Here is an 18,481-nt window from a genome sequence, read left to right as displayed (position 1 = left end):
AAAATTAACACAATACTACCGAAACGCCGTTGGATTGGTTTTTTGTGTGTTGTTTCTTGTTTTGCATGCCACCGCGCGCCCCCCCCCGCGGCCCCCGCCGCCCACGCGGCGGGGCCGACCACCCCCAGCATCCAGTAGGCGAGCCGCACCCCCTGCGCCCCGTGCACCGCCCGCCCCGCGTCGCCGAACAGCCCGAAGTCCTCCGTGGCCAGCGACGGCGGCCACATCGCCACCCGCTCCGCCCCGAAGTGCGCCGCGTGCGCCTCCCGCACCGCCCCCGTCGTCGCCGGATCGGGGTGGGTGACGGGAGACTCGCGCTCGCGGACGATCTCCGGTTCGCGGGGGCAGCCGGAAGCCGCGCACTCCGCGCGGACGATCCGTTCGACGCCGGCCGCGGCCCGCGCGAGCGCCGCCCCGCCCGCGGCCCGTACGGTGATCGCCAGCTCGGCCCGCTCCGGCACCACGTTGGCGCGCTCGCCCGCCCGGAACGAACCCACGGTGACGGCCACCTGCTCCGAGGGCGCCGCCTCCCGCGCCACCACCGTCTGCAGCCGGGTCACCACGTGGGCCGCCGTCACCACCGGGTCCACCGTCAGGTGCGGGGCGCCCGCGTGCCCGCCCCGGCCGTGCACCACGACCTTGAAGGTGACGCTGCCCGCCGTCATCGGCCCGTACCCGTGCGCCACCATCCCGGCGGGGAGCGGCGCCGAGTGCTGGGCGAGGACCGCGTCCGGGCGGCCGACGCGCTCGTACAGCCCGTCGGCGAGCATCGCCGCGGCCCCGTCGAGGGTCTCCTCCGCGGGCTGGCCCACCACCACCAGCGTGCCCCGCCAGACCTCCTGGGCGGCGCCCGCCAGCACGGAGGCGGCCCCGGCGGCCGCTGCCAGGTGCAGGTCGTGCCCGCAGGCGTGCGCCACCGGCCCCTCGCTCGCGTACGGCAGCCCGGTGGTCTCCCGGACCGGCAGCGCGTCCAGCTCCGCGCGCAGCAGCACGGTCGGACCCTCGCCCCGTCGCAGCACCCCGGCCACGCCGTGCCCGCCGATCCCGCGCGTGGTCGCGTACCCGGCGGACTCCAGCCAGTCGGCGAAGCGGCCCGCCGTGCGCCGTTCCCCGCCGGACAGCTCCGGGTGCCGGTGCAGATCGAGGTAGAGGGTGGTCAGCGGCCGCAGGAGCGGGGGCAGCGCCGCGAGCACGCCGGAGGCGGGTCCGGGGGAGGGGGAAGGGCCGGAGGCGGCGGCGGACGCCGGGACGGTCGCGGTCATGAAGCCCATGATCGGCCACCGGATCCGGCCGGGTCTGTCAGTCCGCTGACACCTTCTGTCAGCGGAATGTCAGAAGGAGGACACGTGACATGACGGTGCGAGAGGTTCTCCTGGAGGGGCACCGCACGGAGACGGCCGTCCCGTGGTCGCGCACCCAGTGACCGCACCAACTGAAGGAGTCCCCATGGAGAAGTCGCCGCTCGCCTCGCTCGCCGACGAGATCCTGGAGCTGGAGTCGGAGACCTTCGAGATCTCGGACTACTCGGACGCCAGCGAGGTCGTGCTCGCCGGTTCCACCAGCTGCAGCTCCACCTCGACCTGTTCCTCCACCACCAGCACCACCTCCTGCAGCGCCTGACCCGAGCTCAGCAGGCCGTGCACCCGGATGCCCCGGCCCCCTCTCCCGAGGGGGCCGGGGCATCCGGCGCGCGGTGCCCGCCCGTTCAGGGGAAGGGGTGCGGCACCAGCCGGACCTCCGCGTCCGTCAGCGGCTCCCGGCGCAGCCCGGCGCGCACGGCCGCCGTCCGCATCCTCGGCATGTACGGGGCCCGCTGGCGCGACCAGCCGAAGTCGATGGGCAGCAGCCCCGGGACGACCGCGCACACCGTGCTCAGCCCCGCCCGGCGCTGCTCCGGAGTCGTCTGGTCCACGACGATCACATCGTGCCCGGCGGAGGCGAGTTCGCCCACGCACAGCATCAGGTCGTCGCGCAGATCGCCCGTCCGGGGACGCCCCCGCTCCTCCCACTCCGCGTAGAGCCCGTCCATCGGCCGCACGGCGAGCGGCTCCCGGTACGGGCGCACGTACGGGGACATCGCGGGCAGCCCGTACAGCTGGGCATGGTCCTTGAGGTGCTTGACCAGGGAGAAGTCCCGGGTCATCGCCTCCAGTTCGGCCTGCCGCCCCGCCACCTGGCCGGGCAGGTGCGGGATGTAGGTGAGCACCTCCGACAGGGCGGCCTCCACCGCCGCCGCCGGATCCAGCGCGGCGCCCGCGCCGAAGGAGTACAGCCCCGGCCCGCCGTCGCGCCGTACCGCGAGCCCCGTCACCACCGGCACCGCCAGGTCGATCCGGTTGTCGAAGGCGTGCACGTCGTACCCCTGCAGCGCGGCCCGGTCCACCATCGTCCGCACCGCCGGCCCCGGTACGGAGGCCAGGTCGATCTCCGTCAGCCGTAGGCCGCCGTACCAGGCGAGCAGGAAGGCGTCCCGCTCGATCAGCTCCAGCAGCGCACCCAGCAGGGCCTCTTCGAGGGAACCGCCGATCGCACAGCCGTTGGAGCACTCGAAGACGAAGTTGTCGGACGCGAGGCCCGCGCTGTAGTACGCCAGGCGGGCCGGGACCAGCACCGGGCGGTCGTCGCGCAGCGAATGCCCGTACACCCAGGGGATCGGCCGCCCCGGGTCGAAGGGAGAGACGAGAGGATCGTCGCGGTAGGTCGCCTCCGGGTAGAACCCGCAGAGCGCCGGGTCCAGGGCCCGCCCGCCCAGTTCCGCGTACGGGGCGGTGAGCACCTCGGTGGCGCCGGTGCGCCGGTGCGTGCCGGCGTACCGCTCCAGGCCCTCCAGGAAGGCGAGGTCGCGGCTGGCCGAGAAGCTGTTGGCCTGCCCGCTCCAGGTGACGTCCGTCAGCCCGGCGTAGCCGCGCATGAAGACGCTGCCCGCGACGGGCGCGGTGGTCGGCGAGGTCACGTTGGTCCAGGTGCCCGCGCCCAGCACCCCCGTCACCGGGTTGGCCAGCGCCTCGTGCGGCACCGGGTACGAGGACGCCGCGCGCAGCCGCTGCGCCCCCGGGTGGGGTTTGGGCAGGGAGCGGGGGGTGAAGGGCCGCGGGGCGTCGGTACCGCGCGGGCCGCAGTCCGGGCAGAGCGGGTCGGCGGCCAGCGGGTACGTGCGCACCTGGAGGGTCTCCAGGTCCAGCCGGGAGACCTGGGGCAGCGCCCGGTCGGCCGGCGACGGGCCGGGAGCGCCCGCCTCGCCGCCCGCCACGGCGGCGTGCAGGGCGGCGACCGCGTCGAGCACGTACGGGGACAGCCGCGGCCAGTGCGCCGCCGCGGTGGTGACCGGCCCGGTGCCGGTCTCCAGCGCGTCCCGTTCGCTGCGGCTGCGCAGCCGCTGCCAGCGCATCGCCAGGCACTGCCCGCAGGCGGGCGCGGTGCCGTCGCCGCCCCACGGGCCGACCAGTACGGCCCGGGCACTGAGGTGGACGGCGGCGCCCGGCCGGACCGTCGCGAACGGGTCGGCGGCGCGCGGCCCGAGGGCGTCGTGCACCCCCAGGGTGACGACGGCGCTCCCGCTGCCCGCGCCGCCGAGGGCCTCCTCCAGCGCGCGCCGGGCCGCTTCCATCGGGGCGCCCGCCGGGGCCCCGGCCCGTACGGCTCTCGTCGAGGTCATGACTGGTTGCTCCAGCGGAAGGTCTTGAGCCCGATCCCGCCGAACAGCAGGGCGAACCCGCACAGCGCGGCGCACCCGATCCCGATGCCGGCGAGCGAGCCCGAACCGGTCAGCGCGCCCGTGGCCGCGTCGTTGAGGTAGCGCAGCGGCAGCACCCGGGAGACCGACCGCAGCCAGCCCGGCATCATGTCGAGCGGCAGGAAGGAGCCGGACAGGAACGCCATCGGCACCATCAGGCAGTTGGCGATCGCGGCGACGGCCTCGGGGGTGTTGGCGAAGTTCCCGACGATCACGCCGATCGCCATGAAGGCGGTGATCCCGGCCACCAGCGCCGGCAGCACCAGCGGCCAGCGTCCGTCCAGCACCAGCCCGAAGCCGGGCAGCATGGCCACGGCTATGAACACCGCCGCCTGCACCACGCCCACGACCACGGCCAGCACGTAGCGGGAGGCCAGCACCGTGGTCAGCGGGGTCGGCGTGAGCCGGATCAGCCGCAGCAGGTCGTCGCGCCGCCACTGCATCAGGGTGAAGGCGATCCCGAAGACGGCGGCGTTGGCGACGCCCCAGGACATCACCCCGGGGGCGATGTACGAGATGTAGGGGCGCCCGCTCTCCTCCACGTCCTGGCCGCTGAAGATCAGGCCGAAGACCACGAGGAAGAGGAGCGGGAAGGCGAAGGTGAAGAAGAGGGTGGCCTTGTCCCGGACCTGGGCCCGGTAGCCCGACGAGGTCAGTGCCGTGTATGCGCTCATGCCCGGGACTCCGTGGTGTGTGCGGGGGTGCGGCCGGCGTCCGGCCCGTGGTGGTGGCCGGTGAGTTCCAGGTAGACGTCCTCCAGGGTCGCCGTCCGGGTCATCACCCCGTCGAGCCCGGTGAGGGCGTCGACGGCCTGCAGGACCCGGCCGGGGGCCGAGGTCTCCAGCACCAGGGAGCCGCCCTGCTCGCTCACCCGGTCCACCCCCTCCAGGGCGGCGGCCTGCGCGATGCCCAGCCGCCCGGCCGGCACCAGCAGCCGGGCCGGGGCGCCTGCGGAGGCGACCAGCCGGTGCGGGGAGTCGAGGGCGGCGATCCGGCCCGCGACGAGGATCGCCACCCGGTCGCACAGGGCCTCGGCCTCGTCCAGGTGATGGGTGGTGTAGACGATGGTGCGGCCCTCGCCCTTCAGGGCGCGCAGCACCTCCCACAGGTCGCGGCGGGCCTGCGGGTCCAACGCGGCCGTCGGCTCGTCCAGGAAGATCAGTTCGGGGTCGTGGACCAGCGCCGAGGCGATGGCGAGCCGCTGGCGCTGCCCGCCCGAGAGGTTCTCGACGAGGACGTCGCGCTGCTCGGTCAGGGCGACCGTCTCCAGCGTGCGGTCCGCGGCGGCCGCGTCCTTGCGGTACAGCCCGGCGACGGTCGCCAGGTGCTCGCGCGCCGTCTGGCGCACGAAGAAGGCCGACGCCTGCGTCTGGACGCCGATCCGCGGCAGCAGCGCGGTGTTGCGGGGCCAGGGGCGCTCGCCCAGGACCTCCACGGTGCCGGAGTCCGCCTGGCGCAGGCCCTCGACGATCTCGATCAGGGTGGTCTTGCCCGCGCCGTTGGGGCCGAGCAGGCCGAAGAACTCGCCGCGGCGCACGTCGAGGGAGATGCCGTCCACGGCCTGGCGGTCGCCGTAGCGCTTGCGGACCTCCTGGACGGAGACGGCGACGGGACCCGTGACGGGTGCCTCGGGCGGTGGGGTGCGGTCAGTTGTCATGGGCGGTGCGGTTCCCTCGGTATCGGTATCGGTATCGGAGACGGAGCGGGTGGAAGGCAGGGGATCGGGTTCAGGAGCGGACGGTGAGGACCACGGCGGCCGCCGCGGCCCCGGCCAGGAGCAGGACCAGCACGGCCGAGCCGATCCCGTAGCCGACGTAGAGCCGCCGGGCCCGGATCGGGTAGGCGTCCGCGGCGGCGCGGTCGCGCATCCTCAGCCGCAGGTAGGCCGAGGTGGCGGGCGCCAGCCGGGTCACGCGCAGGGCGTGCCCGAGCAGCGTGTAGCCGTCGAGCGGCGGCAGCGGGACGAGGTTGACCAGGGCCTGGGCGCTGCCGAGCAGCAGCAGCGCGCCCAGCACCCGCCCGGTGGGGTCGCCGGCGGGCAGGGCGGCCCACCAGCCGAAGAAGGGCAGCAGGAACACCAGGTTGGCGAAGGCGCCCGCCCCGGCGACCGCCAGCTGCTGGCGGCGGCGGCGCAGGTAGCGGTAGTTGTCGACGGTGCAGTACATGATCGCGACCGGCAGCCGCCAGCGCAGCCCGATCTCCCCGACCGTACCCCCGACGTGCCGGGCGGCGATCCCGTGCGCGAACTCGTGCAGCGCGGTGCTCAGCCACAGCAGCGTGGCCACCGCCAGCAGCGGCACCGGGCGCGACAGCAACCACCACAGGTCCTCCAGGAGTTCCCCGGACGCGAGCGCCAACACCCCTTCCATGCCCAGGCATACGAGGATCAGCACCCCCACCGCCACCGGCCGCAGGACCGGCCGCAGGAACCGGTGCAGCCGCGCCGTCGTCGCGTCGGCGTCCGCCACCAGACGCAGGGTCCCGCGCAGCAGCGTCCCGGTGCGCTGCGGCCCCGGTCCGGCCGCGGGCTCCGGGAGCGGACCGCCCGCCAGCAGCCGCCGGCTCCCCAGCAGCCCGAGCAGCTGCTGCCAGTTCCGCTCGCCCAGCCGGCGCCCGAAGGCCCGGCCGTAGGCCTCGCCGATCTCCGCGAGGCTGCGCGAGCCGTCCAGCCGCGAGACCAGGAAGTACTCCTTCGGCCCGATCTCGAAGGAGGACCCGGACACCGGGTCCTTCACCAGGTGCACCACGGCCGGGCCGTTCAGCAGCGGCGGCGACAGCAGGATCCCCGGCCGCAGCGCCGGCCGGTGCTCCAGCATCCCCGAGGGCGTGCTCACGGCCCGACCACCTCCGCCCCGGCCGGGTCCGGCGAGGCCTCCCCGGGCACGCCCTCCCGCAGCACCCGGCCCAGCAGGTGCGCGAGGTAGGCCTCGTCCCGGATGGTCACGTGCAGCCGGTTGTTCGTCATGTGCATGTAGGGGGAGAGGAGCAGCGGCAGCGCCACCGCCGGATCCGTCACCCGCTCGTCGCGGGTCCCGTCCCACGAGCGGAACACCAGCTCCCCGCCGACGGCGAGCGCCTCGGCCCGCCGCCGCAGCTCCCGGCAGTGCCCGGCCCAGCCGGCGAGGAAGGCGGGCAGCCGGCCGGTCTCCCCGGAGCCCAGTGCCGCCCGCACCCCCGCGAAGCGGCGCGCGAGCCCGGGGGCGGTCTGCTCGTACGTGCGGTCGTACTCGGAGGAGCCGATGAACCCCGTGCCGGGGAAGGCCCGGTGCCAGAACTCGTAGTAACGGTCGAGGTAGCTGCCGAGCTCCTCCCGGTCGGGCAGGAACACCCCCGCCATCACCATCATCAGCTGCGCCGACGTGCCCAGCAGCACCGTCCGCAGGTGCAGGTTCATCGAACCCAGGGCCTCCATGACCAGATCGCTGGAGCGGGCGAAGTGCCACTCGGCGAGCTCGACCCCGGCCGGACCGCCGTACTTGCCGAACTCCGGCTCGTACGGCTCCCAGGAGAAGGAGTTGTTGGGGCGCAGGTTCATCCGGCCGTCGGCGCCCATGAAGGCGGCCCTGTCCCCCTCGGGGAACTCGATGTCGAAGAGCGTGTTGTAGAACTCGTTGAGGAATCCGGAGTCCACCTCGTACAGCGCCGGCCGGGTCTTCAGGAAGGCGGCCACCGCCTCCTCGGTGCGCCGCCGCACCTCGGCCTCCGCCGCCGGGGTCACCGGGCGCAGCCGCAGCCGCACGTGCGGCCCCTCCAGCCAGTAGTTGATGAAGAAGTGGCCCGCCAGCAGGCCGTCCTCCTGGAGCGAGGCGATCAGCGGGCGCACGCACCGCACCAGCAGGGGCTGCGGGTTGGCGGCGTAGAAGACGTGCACGGCCTGCCACGCGCCACGCGTCGGGGTCAGCTCTGACATCTGGCAACGCCTTCCGGATCCGGGGAGTTCGAGGACGACACGGTGGTCGTGGTGAAGGTCTCGACGGCGAGTTCGGCGACGTGCGCCCCGCGCTCCGAGAAGGTGTGCAGCGCGCCGGGGTCCGGCAGCATCTCGCGGAAGACCACCCGGTGGCCGCCCTCCCGCAGCAGCGGCTCGAAGGCCGCCAGCGACAGCAGGCTCGCGAAGTCCACGTACTGCGGTTTCGCCCCCAGCGCCGACGGACCCGCCGACACCGTCGCGAACACCCGCTCCGGCAGCCCGTGGGCCCGTCGCCAGCGCTGCCACTCCAGGAAGTGCGCGGCCTCCCGCGCCCCGTGCGCGGGCAGTTCCGCCGCCGTGGTGGTCCAGCTGCGCCGGCTCAGCACCACGTCCCCGTGCACCACCCGGGGACGCGCGCTCACCCCGCCGTGCGGGACCGCGTCCGGCACCCCCGCCCACACGTCCAGCGGGGACATCGAGGACGGCGAGAGCAGCAGCAGCGTCCGCGGTACGGCGGGCAGCGCGAGCGGCACCAGGTACCCGAGGTACACCGGGATCACCTCCACGCCCAGACGCCGCGAGCGCAGCACCACCCGGCCGGTCTCCGGCACGTGCTGCGCGTACAGGTCGTCCAGGCGCAGCAGCCGCTCCTGCGGCAGTGTGCCGCTCTCGCCCGGACAGACGATCTCGTACTCGGTGAGCCGCCCGTGCAGGTTCAGGTTCGTGGTCACCGGCCCGCCGGTGACCTCGGCGAACACCGCGCCCGGTGGGGTGACCGCGGCGGCCGTGGCGCGCGACTGCCCGTCGAGGGACGGCCGGCCGTCGTCGTCGCCGTAGACGTGGGTGAAGCGGCTGAAGGGGAAGGACAGCCCGCCGTAGGAGCGGTTCAGCACGGTCAGCTCCGCGCCCGTGGCCGGGTCGCGGGCCAGCTGCACGTGATGGCAGCGCGGCGCGAAACCGGGCACCACCGGCTCCAGTTCCCCCGCCACCGCCTCGACGTCGTCCTCCGTCAGGCGCAGCTCGGCGCCGCCGCCCCGCTCCTCGTACGCCGCCCAGTGCTCCCGCATCCGCCCGGTGAAGGCGCGCCGGGCCGCGTCCAGGGCCCGGATGCCGGGCAGGCCGAGCCAGTTCTCCTCCGGGACGTACTCGCCGCGCGCGTCGAAGGGGGTGCGCCGCGCGGTGAAGGACAGGTACTGGTCGAAGAAGTCCTCGTGGAAGTCGTGCACCAGGCCCAGGAGGTCCTCGCAGCGCCCGCCCCGCCCGTAGCGGGCGGTGAAGAACCCCTCGAAGGTGATCCGCTGGGCGAGCGTCAGGTCGAAGGCCGGCAGGATCCGCTCCACCGACCGCAGCGCGCCCCCGCCCGCACCCTCCCGCGCCCACCCGGGCGCCGGAGCGGCCAGTTCACGGCCGGCGCTGACGTCCTCGTAGACCAGGGTCTGCGGCAGCGGCGCGTCCGCGGGCGCGCCCAGCTCCTCCTGCGCCCGGCGCAGCCCGCCGCGCAGGGCGCGCAGCAGCTCCGCGCGCTCCGCCCGGTCCGCGTGCGGATAGCGCTCCAGCACCCGGGCCGGCTCCTCCAGCAGCCCGGCGAGCGCCTGCGCCCAGGGCCGCTCCAGCGCGCGCAGCGCACCCTGGAAGGACCGTACGGGATCCCCGCTGTGCACCTGCGTGTCCAGGCACGGCACCCGCACCATGCCGAGCTCCAGCAGGGCGGCGATGTACGCCTCGCACTCCGCCGCCGGCGCCCCGTGCTCCGCCGCCAGCCAGTCGGCCAGCTCCCGGTGGCGCAGCTCCGGCTGCCCGGCCGCCTCCTCCCGCTCCGCGAAGAGGGCGAGCAGCCGGTCGAGGGTGCCGCTGCGGCGCAGGAAGAACAGCCGGTCCTTGACCGCGTCGAAGGTGACCGCGGCCGAGTCGTCCCCGGCCGTGACCGAGCGGCGCACGTAGCGGATCCGGTCCTCCTCGCGCCCCCAGCCCGGCGCCGGGCGCAGCGGCAGGTCCCGGCGGCGCACCGGATCGGCCAGGACCAGCTCCGCGAGCCGGGCCAGGACCACCACGTTCAGCCGGACGTGGCTGCTCCAGTGGTCCGCCACCCGGATCCCCTCCGGCGCGTCCTGCTCGGTGAACCGGCCGGTCGCCACCCCCGTGAAGGTGCTGAAGGGGCTGGTCTTGCAGGCGGTGCGGAAGAGGTACGAGAGCACCGAGCGCTCGGCCTTGCGGGCCCGGCCCTGCGGCACCGAACCGTCCGCGGTGGCCCGCGCGTACGCGTCGAGCTGCCCCTCCAGGACCGGCGAGGCCAGCAGCAGCCCGTGCCGCAGCCGCTCGTCCGCCAGCAGACCGCGCAGCGCGGCCCGGCCCCGGCCCAGATCGGCGGCCAGCAGGGCCTCGCCCTCGGCCAGCAGCTTCCCCAGTTCGTCCGCGCGCCGCAGCCAGCCGCCGAGCCGCTCCACGGCGGCGTCCGCCCCCGGACCGCCGAACTCCGCGAGGGTGCGCAGCGCGTCCTCGGGGTCGGCGGGCGGCCGGCCGTTGTGGATCTGCCGCCGCAGCCCCAGCAGCGCGCGGCGCGCGGCCGCGTCCGGGCCGCCCGGATCCGGGTCGGTCGCGCCGACCGCCCGGTGCAGCGCCTCGCTCAGCCACTGGGCGTCCGCCCGCAGCCCGTCCTCGGCCGTCAGCACGTCGGCCGCCCAGCGGCGGGTGTCCGCGCAGCGCAGCGCGTCGGCCGCGGTCAGGGGCAGGCCGGCCACGCGCAGCATGAAGCGGTCGCCCGCTCGCCATTGGGTGGTGGTGTTCATCCTGATCGTTCCGCTTCTCTCGGTGGGCACTTCGCGTCCGGTCAGGCGATCTCGTGGCGGAAGTCGGCGGGCCGCGGCCGCTCGTGACCGAGCAGCATGATCAGCAGCGGCGCCTCGTCGGTGTCCTCCAGCCCCAGCCGCTCGGCGTACGACACGTTGTCGAAGCCGAGCGCCACGCCCGCGCCGAGCCCGTGGGCCGCGGCGGTGGCGTAGAAGGTCTGCGCGACGGCGCCGACGGCCGCGCCGACGAGGCGGTAGCCGCGGTCGCCGACCGCGTCGAGGACCGCGGTGGTCCGTACGGTCGGCACGAGCACGGCCGCCGCCTGCTCCAGGTTGTAGTTGGACAGGAAGTAGTTGGCCTGGAGGAAGGGGCCGGGCGGACCGGCCACCACCAGGCGCAACGCGTGCGCCGCCGGGTCGTAGGCGTAACTGCCCGGGGCGATCCCCTCGACGTGGTTGACGAAGGCGTACAGGGAGGTGAGCGGCGGCCCCTCGGGCCGTTCCGCCTCGCTGCCCACCCGGGTGGCGGCGCAGTCGGCCAGCGCCGCCGCCAGCTGCCCCGCCGTCACCGGCCGGCCCGCGTCGAACCGGCCGAAGCTGCTGCGCCGCGCCCGCAGCGCGGCCGCGGGCTCCAACGGGGCGGTGTCCGGCGGGGGCAGCGGGATCCCCTGACCGCCCCGGGGCGGGTACGCGGCGGCCGCGTCCAGCGCGCCCGGAGCCGGGCGGTCGCCCACCCGGCCCAGGGTGGCGCCGTGGATCCGGCGCAGCGTCTCGAAGCCGAGCACGGTCCGGGAGCGCTCGCTGTCCCGGAGCCGGACGGCGGGGGGTGCGGCCAGGGGCGCCGTGGAGGGCGCGGCGATCGCTCGGTACCCGTCGCCCTCCCACTCCAGCGGGAGCACCGCGAAGATCCCCTCCTCCTCGGGGACCACGCCGAGCAGCCGCGCCAGCCGCTCCTCGTCGAACCACAGCGCGGGCGCGATCCGCAGCCCGTACGCCCGCGCCCACAGCCGCCAGGTCTGGATCAGCGCGCCCACGTCCATGCTCACCGCGTGGAAGGAGAAGCTGTTGTACTTGAAGGCGTTCTGCCAGTACTTGACGCCCAGCACCAGGTACTGGGTGCAGCCGTCCGGGCCCGCCCCGAGCGCCTCGCGGACCTCACCGGTGACGTCGCCGGTCAGCAGCCGGCGCAACCCGTGCTGGTGCGGGGCGTAGTGGTACACCCCCGGGGCGAGGGGGCCGCCCGCCCCGGCGGCCCAGTACACGCCGACGGGGTAGAGCCCGCCGCCGGAGGCCGTGCCCCGGGACCAGTTGGCCTGCGTGTAGTGGGGGAGCGCCGCCAGGTCGGTGTTGGCCTGCACCCCCAGGCGCCGGCCGGTCAGCCCGTACGAGTCCTGGAGCATGCCGGAGAGCAGCGGCAGGGTGAACCCCGGCGCGGGCCGCGGCCCGTCCGCCGGATCCGGCAGCGGCAGGGTCTCCGCCTCCGGGTAGAACTTGGCCTTGCGGGGGCGGTCGGCCCAGTCGGGCACGAAGTCCACGGGCTCCATGGGGATCCGGCCCCGGTGCATGATGGCGCTGGCGTAGTCATGGGCGTAGCCCACGGGTCCTCCTCGGTCGGTCGGGTCGTGCCGGAGCGGGCCGGCGGCCGGGTCAGGGGAAGGGGTGCGGGGCCGGGTTGAGGTCGGAGTCCTCAAGGTCCCGCTCGCGCAGCCCGGCGGCGCGCAGGGCGGTGCGCAGCCGCGGCATGCCCAGGGCGCGCTGCCGCGACCAGCCGAAGTCGATCGGCAGCAGCCCGGGTACCAGCACGCTCACGGTGTGCAGTCCCAGCGCCCGCTGCTCGGGCATCGTCTGGTCGACCACCACCACGTCGAACCCCCGGGCGGCGACGGCGTCGACGCACCGCGCCAGGTCCTCGCGGACGTCGTCCGCCACCCCCTCGGGATCGAGTAGCGCCGACACCGGACGCAGCGGCCCCGGGGAGGGCGCGCGCAGCAGGAAGTCGGCGTGCCGTCCCATCTCCGGCACCCCGTACACCAGCGGGTGGTCGTGCAGGGCGGTGACCAGGTCGAAGTCGGCCGCCATCGCCCGCAGCCGGTCGGCGTCCCGCTCGGTGCGGCCGGGCAGGTTCACCGCGTCCGTGGCGATTTCGCACAGCGCCGAGTCCAGCGCGGACTCCGGATCCAGCCCGGCCCCCGCCCCGAAGCACATCCGGCCCGTGCCCCCGTCGAAGCGCTCCGCGACGGCGGTCACCACCGGGATCGGGAAGCTGATCCGGGTGTCGAAGAACCGCGCCCGGTACCCGTACAGGGCCAGCCGGTCCACCATCGCCCGGGTGGAGGGCCGGGCGCTGGTCGCCGGATCGATCTCGGGCAGCGGCTGGCGCCCGTACCAGGCGAGCAGGAAGGCGTCCCGCTCCACGACCTCCATCAGCCCGAAGTAGCAGGCCTCGGCCAGGCTCCCGCCGGAGGCGCAGCCGTTCGAGCTCTCCTGGACGAACCGGTTCTCCAATCCGGGCGCGTGGTAGTACGTCAGGACCTCGGGCACCAGCCGGGGCTCCCGGTCGCGCAGGGACCAGCCCCACACCCACGGGATCTCCCGGTCCGGGTCGAAGGGCCGCACCCGGGGGTTGTCCCGGTAGAACTCCGCCCCGTACAGGCCGACTTCCCGCGGATCTACGGCCTCGGAGCCGAAGGACCCGAGCGAGCCGCTGACGCTGGTCGTACGCGAGCGGGCGCGCATCCCCGCGTACCGCTCCAGCCCCTCCAGCACCCCGACGCGCGCGCTGCGGTCGAAGGTGTCGGTGTGCCCGCCCCAGAAGGTCTCGCGCAGGTACTCTCCCGAACGCATCGAGAAGCAGCCGATGGTGGCCGAGGTGGACGTCGAGGAGACGTCCTGCACCAGGGAGGGACCCAGCGCCCCGCACAGCGGATTGGCGAAGGCAGCCACCTCGATGGCGTACTCCTCCACGGGACGGGTGCGGAAGGCGCCCGGCCGGTACTTGGGCGCCGGCGCCAGGTCCAGCGGCGCGGGCCCGTCCACGACGGGCGTGGCGCACACCGGGCACTCGGGATCGGGCACCAGCGGGTAGCGCCGGACCGCGCCGGTGCGCAGGTCCAGCGCCCGCACCTCGGGGAACGGGCCCGCCGCCGGACCGGCCCCGGCGGCCGCCGCCACCAGCGCGGCGACGGCGTCGGCGGCGAAGGGGTGCGCGTACGGCCACCCGCCCACCGCCCGCGTCCCGGTCCCCAGCTCCAGCGCGTCCCGCAGCGCGACGGACCGCACGGCCTGCCAGCGCCGCTCCAGGCACCGCGCGCACCCCGGCCCCGCCACGGCCACGGGCCCGACGACGGCCTGTTGTCCGTACAGGCTCACGGGCACCCCGGCCCCGCCCGGCGCCGCGTCGGGGGCCGGGGCGTGGAAGGCATCGCGCAGGCCGAGGGCCGTCAGGGTCACCGGGGGAGCGTCCAGCGCCGTCAGGGCGCGTTCCAGCAGGGCCGTGAACCGACCGGCGGCCTCCTCGCCGAGCCCCTCGGCCACCGTGGCGGCGGCCGTCACCCGGCGGGCGGGGGCGTCACGCGTCATCGCCGGGCTCCCGCTCCGCCGTGAGCAGCACCCGCACGGTGTGGATCCCGGCACCCGCCAGCTCCGGCGCCCCGGTCGCCACCACGTACGCGTCCCGCCCGCCGGCGCCCAGCCGCTCCAGCACCGCGTCCCAGGACGTGCCCGGGCCCGCCGCCGGAACGGGGGCCGCGCCCGAGACCGTCAGCGCCCGCGGATCCAGGTCCCGCAGCAGCGGATCGCCCGTGTCGGCCGGGCCCCCGGCCGCCGGATCGGCGGCGTACTGGACCGCGCCCAGCAGCTCCCGCAGCGCCGCGACCGCCGCGGAGCGCCGGTCCAGCCCCTCGCCCAGCGCCCAGTGCACCCCGGACCGGGCCAGCAGCACCTCCACCCCGCTGCGCGCGCCCTCGCCGAGGTCCAGCACCTGCGGCTCCAGCCCGAGCCGTTCCGCCGACCGCACGAGGAAGACGAGTTCGCCGTCCTCCCCCTCCCGCGGCTCCGGCAGTGCCACCGGGGCCGCCGCGGCGCCCCGCACGGCCCGCAGCAGCGCGCCGTGCCCGAGCGCCGACAGCAGACCGGCGGCGGCCGCGTCGGCGGGGGAGGGGCCGGCCCCCGCCCCGGCACGGGTGCGCTCGAAGAGCCGGTCGGCGTTGTGCGGGCCGAACGGCCGCACCGCGCCCGCGGGGACCAGCGCCGACTCCTTCGTCAGCAGGGACACCGCCCGCTGGTACGCGGACACCTCGCCCGGTATCCCGGAGGCCGTCGTCAGCCGGGCCGCCGTCACCGCGTCGCCCCAGCCGCCCGTGGTCAGCCCGCGCGCCGGCACCACGTGCTCCGCGTACACCAGGGCCGCCGCGTCCAGCGCCCGCATCCGCGCCCCGGCCACGTGGTGGACGTCGAAGGCGGCCACCGCGCGCGGTCCGGCATGCCCGATGCCCAGCTCCACCACGCCCAGCTTCAGCGGGATCTGCGTCAGCTCCTCGTCCGCGTACCGGGTGAACACCCCCGCGTACGGCCGCACCACCGCGGAACGCCGGTTCAGCTCCTCGACCAGCTCCTCCGCCTCCCGGGCCGTCTCCAGCGTGGGCAGCGCGGGCGTGCCCGAGCGGCCGGCGGCGGCGAGGTCCACGGGCACCGCGGACGGTTCCTCCTGAGCGCAGAACGGGCAGCGCGGGTGCGGGAACAGCGGCTCGGCCGTCACGTCGAGCGAGGCCATGTCCTGGACGAGCAGCCGCCCGGCGGTCTCGGCCGGCAGGGTCCCCGAGGTCGCGCGGAACACCTCGTACCCCAGCAGGTTGCCGATCATCGCGGCCAGCGGCCGCCCCGGTACCGGCCCCGCGGCCGGGGGGCTCCCGGGCAGTGCCAGAGCGCTCCACAGCTCGGCCGCGCCGGCGCCCCCGCGCGCCGCGCCCAGCCGCAGGGCGGCACAGGACCAGCAGCCGACGGTGCCGTGCGTCATCAGGGGGCCCACGACGGCGTCGCCGCCGTACGTCCAGGCGGGCAGCAGCGTGCGGCCCTCGGGTATCCCGGCGCGCAGCAGCGGGAGCAGCCGGGCCGGGGCGTCGGTCCCGCCGGTCACCACCACGAAGTCGTAGTCCGCCAGTTCCTCCCACCCCGACGGGAGGCAGGCCAGCGTGCGGACCTCCACCGGGCAGCCGTCCGCGACCGCCTCCGCGGCCTCGGCCTCCACCTCGGCCACCGCCGGCCCCGGCGGCAGCGCCACGGCCGCACAGCCGTTGCGCACCAGGGAGACCGCGCACCAGCGGGCGACGGGGTCCTCGCCGAGGACGGCCACCCGGGTGCCGCGGAAGCGCAGGAAGCGGGCCTCGGCGTCGTCGGCGTAGTGGTCGGCGTAGGCGATCTGCGGCGCGTACCGCCGTGCGACGTCGGGCTCGGGGACCGCGGCCGGGGAAGCGGACTCCGGCTCGGCCACGGGACGGGCGAAGTCCCGTTCGTACAGGGTTCTGACGAGTTCGCCGACCATCGCGCGCTGGGGTGCGCCCAGCCCCCGACAGAGCTCGGCCACGGAATGCTCGCCGGTCAGGTGCGGGACGATCAGCGTCGCGAAGCGGTACGCCGCGCGGGCGGTGAGGCGGAACCCGCCGTCGGAGTTGTGGAACAGCACGCCGTCCGGCGTCTCGGTGAAGAGCACGTCCCGGCGGATCCGGGGCCGGGTGGCGGCGACGTCGTCGAAGCTGGCTTGGGACATGGAACACCTCTGCTTGCGGTCTGGTGGGGTCGGAGACGTGAGGTGGGAAATGCCGGGGACGGGAGGGGCGGTGGACCGTGGGGGTGCGCGGCCGGGGCCCCCCCCCGGGGTGGGCGGGGCCGGGGAGGAGCGGGTCGCGGGCGGGTGGGGGTGTGCGACGGCGCGCGTGTGGGAGGAGCGGCGTGGACGGGAGGAGCGGTGCTACCGGGATGGGTGGGGCTTCCGGGGCTTCCGGGGCTTCCGGGACGAACGGGGCTGCCGGGACGGGGCGTGGGCCCTGGGGCGGTCGGTGCGGTACGGGGTCGCCGCGGGGCGGCGCGTCAGCGCGTGAGGGACGTCTCCGCCGCCGCGTCCTCGCCGTCCCGGGCCAGCCACCGCGCGTAGACCTGGAGGAAGGCGTGGATCCGGTACGGCTGGCCGGGCGGCCCGTCCTCCAGCATCCCCGCCTCCACGAGCTGTTCGAGGACGGTTTCGCTCCCGGCCGCGCACAGCCCCTCGGCGGGATCGAGCGAGCCCACCCGCAGAAACGTTTCGCGCAACGGGGGCGGGAGCGCGCTCACGGCCTGACCGAACACCTCCGGCACCGACAGCCTGGGGTCCTCGGCCAGCGCCAGCCGGGCCGGGGGATCCTCCGCCAGCCAGGCCGTGCAGTCCGCGACGGACAGGCCCGGCCGGGTCAGCAGCCGTCCGGCGGCGATCCTCAGCGCGAGCGGGAAGTGGCCGCACACCGCGGCCAGTTCCCGCACGGCCGCCTCCTCGGCGCCGATCCGCTCGGCTCCGACCAGCCCGGCGAGCAGCCGGCGGGCCTCGCCCGGCCCGAGCACGTCGAGCCGGTGCACGGCCCCGCCGTGGGTGGCGACGACCGCGGCGAGCCCGCGCCGGCTGGTCACCAGCACCGAGGCGTCGCCCGTCCCGGACAGCAGGGGAAGCACCTGTCCGGCGCCGGCCGCGTTGTCGAGGAGGACCAGCCGCCGCCCGCCGCCGTCCGGCTCGGGCAGCAGCTCGCGGGCCTCGTCGACGCCGAGGCCGCTGCCGTCCGGGTGGGCCAGGTCGACGACGGACACCCCGCCGGGGAAGGCGTCCCGGACCTCGTGCGCGCTCTGACGGGCCAGCGCCGACTTGCCGATGCCGGGAGCTCCGGAGACGACCACGAGCCGGGGCCCGTCCGCGTCGGTGAGCCTCAGGGCCATCGCCCGCAGGTCCGCCTCGCGTCCCGCGAAGCCGCGTACCGGCGTCGCGCCGCCGACCGGGGCGCCCGCGCGGCCGGGGTGGGCCGTGCGGCCGCTGTGGGCCGTGCCGCCGGTGTGGGCCGTGCCCGCGCCGCCGGGGTGCCCCGGTTCCGCGCCGGGGCCCCGGGGCGGAACCGGACCGGTGACCGCCGACGGCTCCTGCCGCGGCGGGAGTTCGACCACCCCTTCGCCCCGGCCGGCCGGCCCCAGCTCCTCGGCCCGCAGGATCGCGAGCTCCAGGCGGCGCAGTCCGGGTCCCGGGTCCACGCCGAGTTCCTCGCGCAGCCGGTCCCGCACCGTGCGGTACTCGGCCAGCGCCTCGGCCTGCCGTCCGGTGCGGTAGAGGGCCTCGACCAGCTGCTCGGTGAACCGCTCGCGCACCGGGTACCGGCGGGCGCTCTCGTAGAGGTCGACCAGCACCTGATGGCAGTTGCCGGCGGCGAGTTCGAGGTCGCAGACCCGCTCCAGCACTCGCAGCCGCTCCTGTTCGAGCGCGGGCACCGCGTCGCGCTGGAGCATCCGCGAGGCCACGTTGGCCAGGGGCTGGCCGTGCCAGAGCGAGAGCGCCTCGCGCAGCCGGTACAGCTCCTCTTCCGTGCCGGCGGCGGCGCGTGCCTGCGCCGTCAGCAACCGGAACAGCACCAGGTCCAGGGTCTCGGTGTCGTTGCGCATCCGGTAACCGCCCGGCACGGCCTCTATGGTCGTCGCGGATATGCCGTATTTCGCGAATAACCTGCGCAGACGCAGTACGCACGTCTGGAGCGCGGCCCGCGCGGTCGCGGGAGGCTCCTCGTCCCAAACGGCGCGCAGGAGATAGCCGGTGGAAACCACGGCGCCGGGATGGAGGAGAAGCGCCGCGAGCAGACTGGTGGGCTTGGACGGTTTGAGAACCACTGTCTCGGGGCCGTGCGCAATACTCAGGGGCCCCAATAGCTGGAACCGCATGATGGTCCCCCGTGTCGGGTCACGTGTTTCGCAGACGGGTGTGACGGGTGCGGTGATCTGCGGAGCTTCCGTGCCGGACATACTCCGGAAATAGTCCGGACCATAGCCTGAGGA

Annotated in this window: 12 protein-coding genes; 1 reads left to right on the top strand and 11 read right to left on the bottom strand. The window is 75.7% G+C overall.

Features of this window, described 5'->3' with window-relative positions; translation table 11 throughout:
- The coding region (locus ABZW32_RS24095) for an amidohydrolase (RefSeq protein WP_356219105.1) at positions 1-1,262 on the bottom strand (1,262 nt) is incomplete at its 3' end.
- A 184-nt stretch (positions 1,263-1,446) separates the two neighbouring features.
- On the opposite strand from ABZW32_RS24095, the gene ABZW32_RS24090 reads away from it, so the two are divergent.
- Positions 1,447-1,620: a thiazolylpeptide-type bacteriocin gene (locus tag ABZW32_RS24090; protein WP_007268044.1), complete on the top strand. Its 174-nt coding sequence runs from the start codon at positions 1,447-1,449 to the stop codon at positions 1,618-1,620.
- Between the two features lie 85 nt (positions 1,621-1,705).
- Here the strand turns inward: ABZW32_RS24090 and ABZW32_RS24085 are convergent, their stop codons facing one another.
- The 10 genes from ABZW32_RS24085 to ABZW32_RS24040 all read right to left on the bottom strand — a co-directional run bounded on the left by ABZW32_RS24085 (position 1,706) and on the right by ABZW32_RS24040 (position 18,367).
- Positions 1,706-3,655, bottom strand: coding sequence for a TOMM precursor leader peptide-binding protein (locus ABZW32_RS24085; protein WP_356219100.1), 1,950 nt, complete (start codon positions 3,653-3,655; stop codon positions 1,706-1,708).
- Positions 3,652-4,407, bottom strand: coding sequence for an ABC transporter permease (locus tag ABZW32_RS24080; protein ID WP_356219097.1), 756 nt, complete (start codon positions 4,405-4,407; stop codon positions 3,652-3,654). Before ABZW32_RS24080 ends, ABZW32_RS24085 begins: the two co-directional genes overlap by 4 nt.
- Positions 4,404-5,390, bottom strand: coding sequence for an ABC transporter ATP-binding protein (locus ABZW32_RS24075; protein WP_356219094.1), 987 nt, complete (start codon positions 5,388-5,390; stop codon positions 4,404-4,406). Before ABZW32_RS24075 ends, ABZW32_RS24080 begins: the two co-directional genes overlap by 4 nt.
- Positions 5,391-5,460: 70 nt before the next feature.
- Positions 5,461-6,549, bottom strand: a complete 1,089-nt coding sequence (locus ABZW32_RS24070) for a M50 family metallopeptidase (RefSeq protein WP_356219116.1) — start codon at positions 6,547-6,549, stop codon at positions 5,461-5,463.
- Positions 6,550-6,563: 14 nt separating this feature from the next.
- Positions 6,564-7,643, bottom strand: a complete 1,080-nt coding sequence (locus ABZW32_RS24065; RefSeq protein ID WP_356219092.1) for a lantibiotic dehydratase C-terminal domain-containing protein — start codon at positions 7,641-7,643, stop codon at positions 6,564-6,566.
- On the bottom strand, positions 7,631-10,429 hold the full coding sequence (locus ABZW32_RS24060) for a lantibiotic dehydratase (RefSeq protein WP_356219090.1): 2,799 nt from the start codon (positions 10,427-10,429) through the stop codon (positions 7,631-7,633). Before ABZW32_RS24060 ends, ABZW32_RS24065 begins: the two co-directional genes overlap by 13 nt.
- Before the next feature lie 41 nt (positions 10,430-10,470).
- A complete protein-coding gene (locus tag ABZW32_RS24055) occupies positions 10,471-12,027 on the bottom strand; it encodes a SagB family peptide dehydrogenase (RefSeq protein ID WP_356219087.1) in 1,557 nt (518 codons plus the stop codon).
- Positions 12,028-12,076: 49 nt separating this feature from the next.
- Complete coding sequence (locus ABZW32_RS24050) at positions 12,077-14,008, bottom strand: TOMM precursor leader peptide-binding protein (protein ID WP_356219085.1); 1,932 nt, start codon at positions 14,006-14,008, stop codon at positions 12,077-12,079.
- Positions 13,998-16,193 carry a TOMM precursor leader peptide-binding protein gene (locus tag ABZW32_RS24045; RefSeq protein WP_356219083.1) on the bottom strand — a complete coding sequence of 732 codons (2,196 nt, stop codon included), beginning with the start codon at positions 16,191-16,193 and terminating at the stop codon, positions 13,998-14,000. Before ABZW32_RS24045 ends, ABZW32_RS24050 begins: the two co-directional genes overlap by 11 nt.
- A gap of 320 nt (positions 16,194-16,513) precedes the next feature.
- Complete coding sequence (locus ABZW32_RS24040; protein ID WP_356219080.1) at positions 16,514-18,367, bottom strand: BTAD domain-containing putative transcriptional regulator; 1,854 nt, start codon at positions 18,365-18,367, stop codon at positions 16,514-16,516.
- Positions 18,368-18,481: the final 114 nt, after the last annotated feature.

Source organism: Streptomyces sp. NPDC004667 (assembly GCF_040609475.1).
Classification (GTDB): Bacteria; Actinomycetota; Actinomycetes; order Streptomycetales; family Streptomycetaceae; genus Streptomyces.
This window is presented reverse-complemented; position numbering and strand designations above follow the sequence as displayed.

Excerpts from the sequence above, each read along its gene's own strand:
- ABZW32_RS24060 (WP_356219090.1), bottom strand. The coding sequence starts at position 10,429 with ATGAACACCACCACCCAATGGCGAGCGGGCGACCGCTTCATGCTGCGC.
- ABZW32_RS24050 (WP_356219085.1), bottom strand. The coding sequence starts at position 14,008 with ATGACGCGTGACGCCCCCGCCCGCCGGGTGACGGCCGCCGCCACGGTG.
- ABZW32_RS24040 (WP_356219080.1), bottom strand. The coding sequence starts at position 18,367 with ATGCGGTTCCAGCTATTGGGGCCCCTGAGTATTGCGCACGGCCCCGAG.
- ABZW32_RS24085 (WP_356219100.1), bottom strand. The coding sequence starts at position 3,655 with ATGACCTCGACGAGAGCCGTACGGGCCGGGGCCCCGGCGGGCGCCCCG.
- ABZW32_RS24075 (WP_356219094.1), bottom strand. The coding sequence starts at position 5,390 with ATGACAACTGACCGCACCCCACCGCCCGAGGCACCCGTCACGGGTCCC.
- ABZW32_RS24045 (WP_356219083.1), bottom strand. The coding sequence starts at position 16,193 with ATGTCCCAAGCCAGCTTCGACGACGTCGCCGCCACCCGGCCCCGGATC.
- ABZW32_RS24080 (WP_356219097.1), bottom strand. The coding sequence starts at position 4,407 with ATGAGCGCATACACGGCACTGACCTCGTCGGGCTACCGGGCCCAGGTC.
- ABZW32_RS24090 (WP_007268044.1), top strand. The coding sequence starts at position 1,447 with ATGGAGAAGTCGCCGCTCGCCTCGCTCGCCGACGAGATCCTGGAGCTG.
- ABZW32_RS24065 (WP_356219092.1), bottom strand. The coding sequence starts at position 7,643 with ATGTCAGAGCTGACCCCGACGCGTGGCGCGTGGCAGGCCGTGCACGTC.
- ABZW32_RS24070 (WP_356219116.1), bottom strand. The coding sequence starts at position 6,549 with ATGCTGGAGCACCGGCCGGCGCTGCGGCCGGGGATCCTGCTGTCGCCG.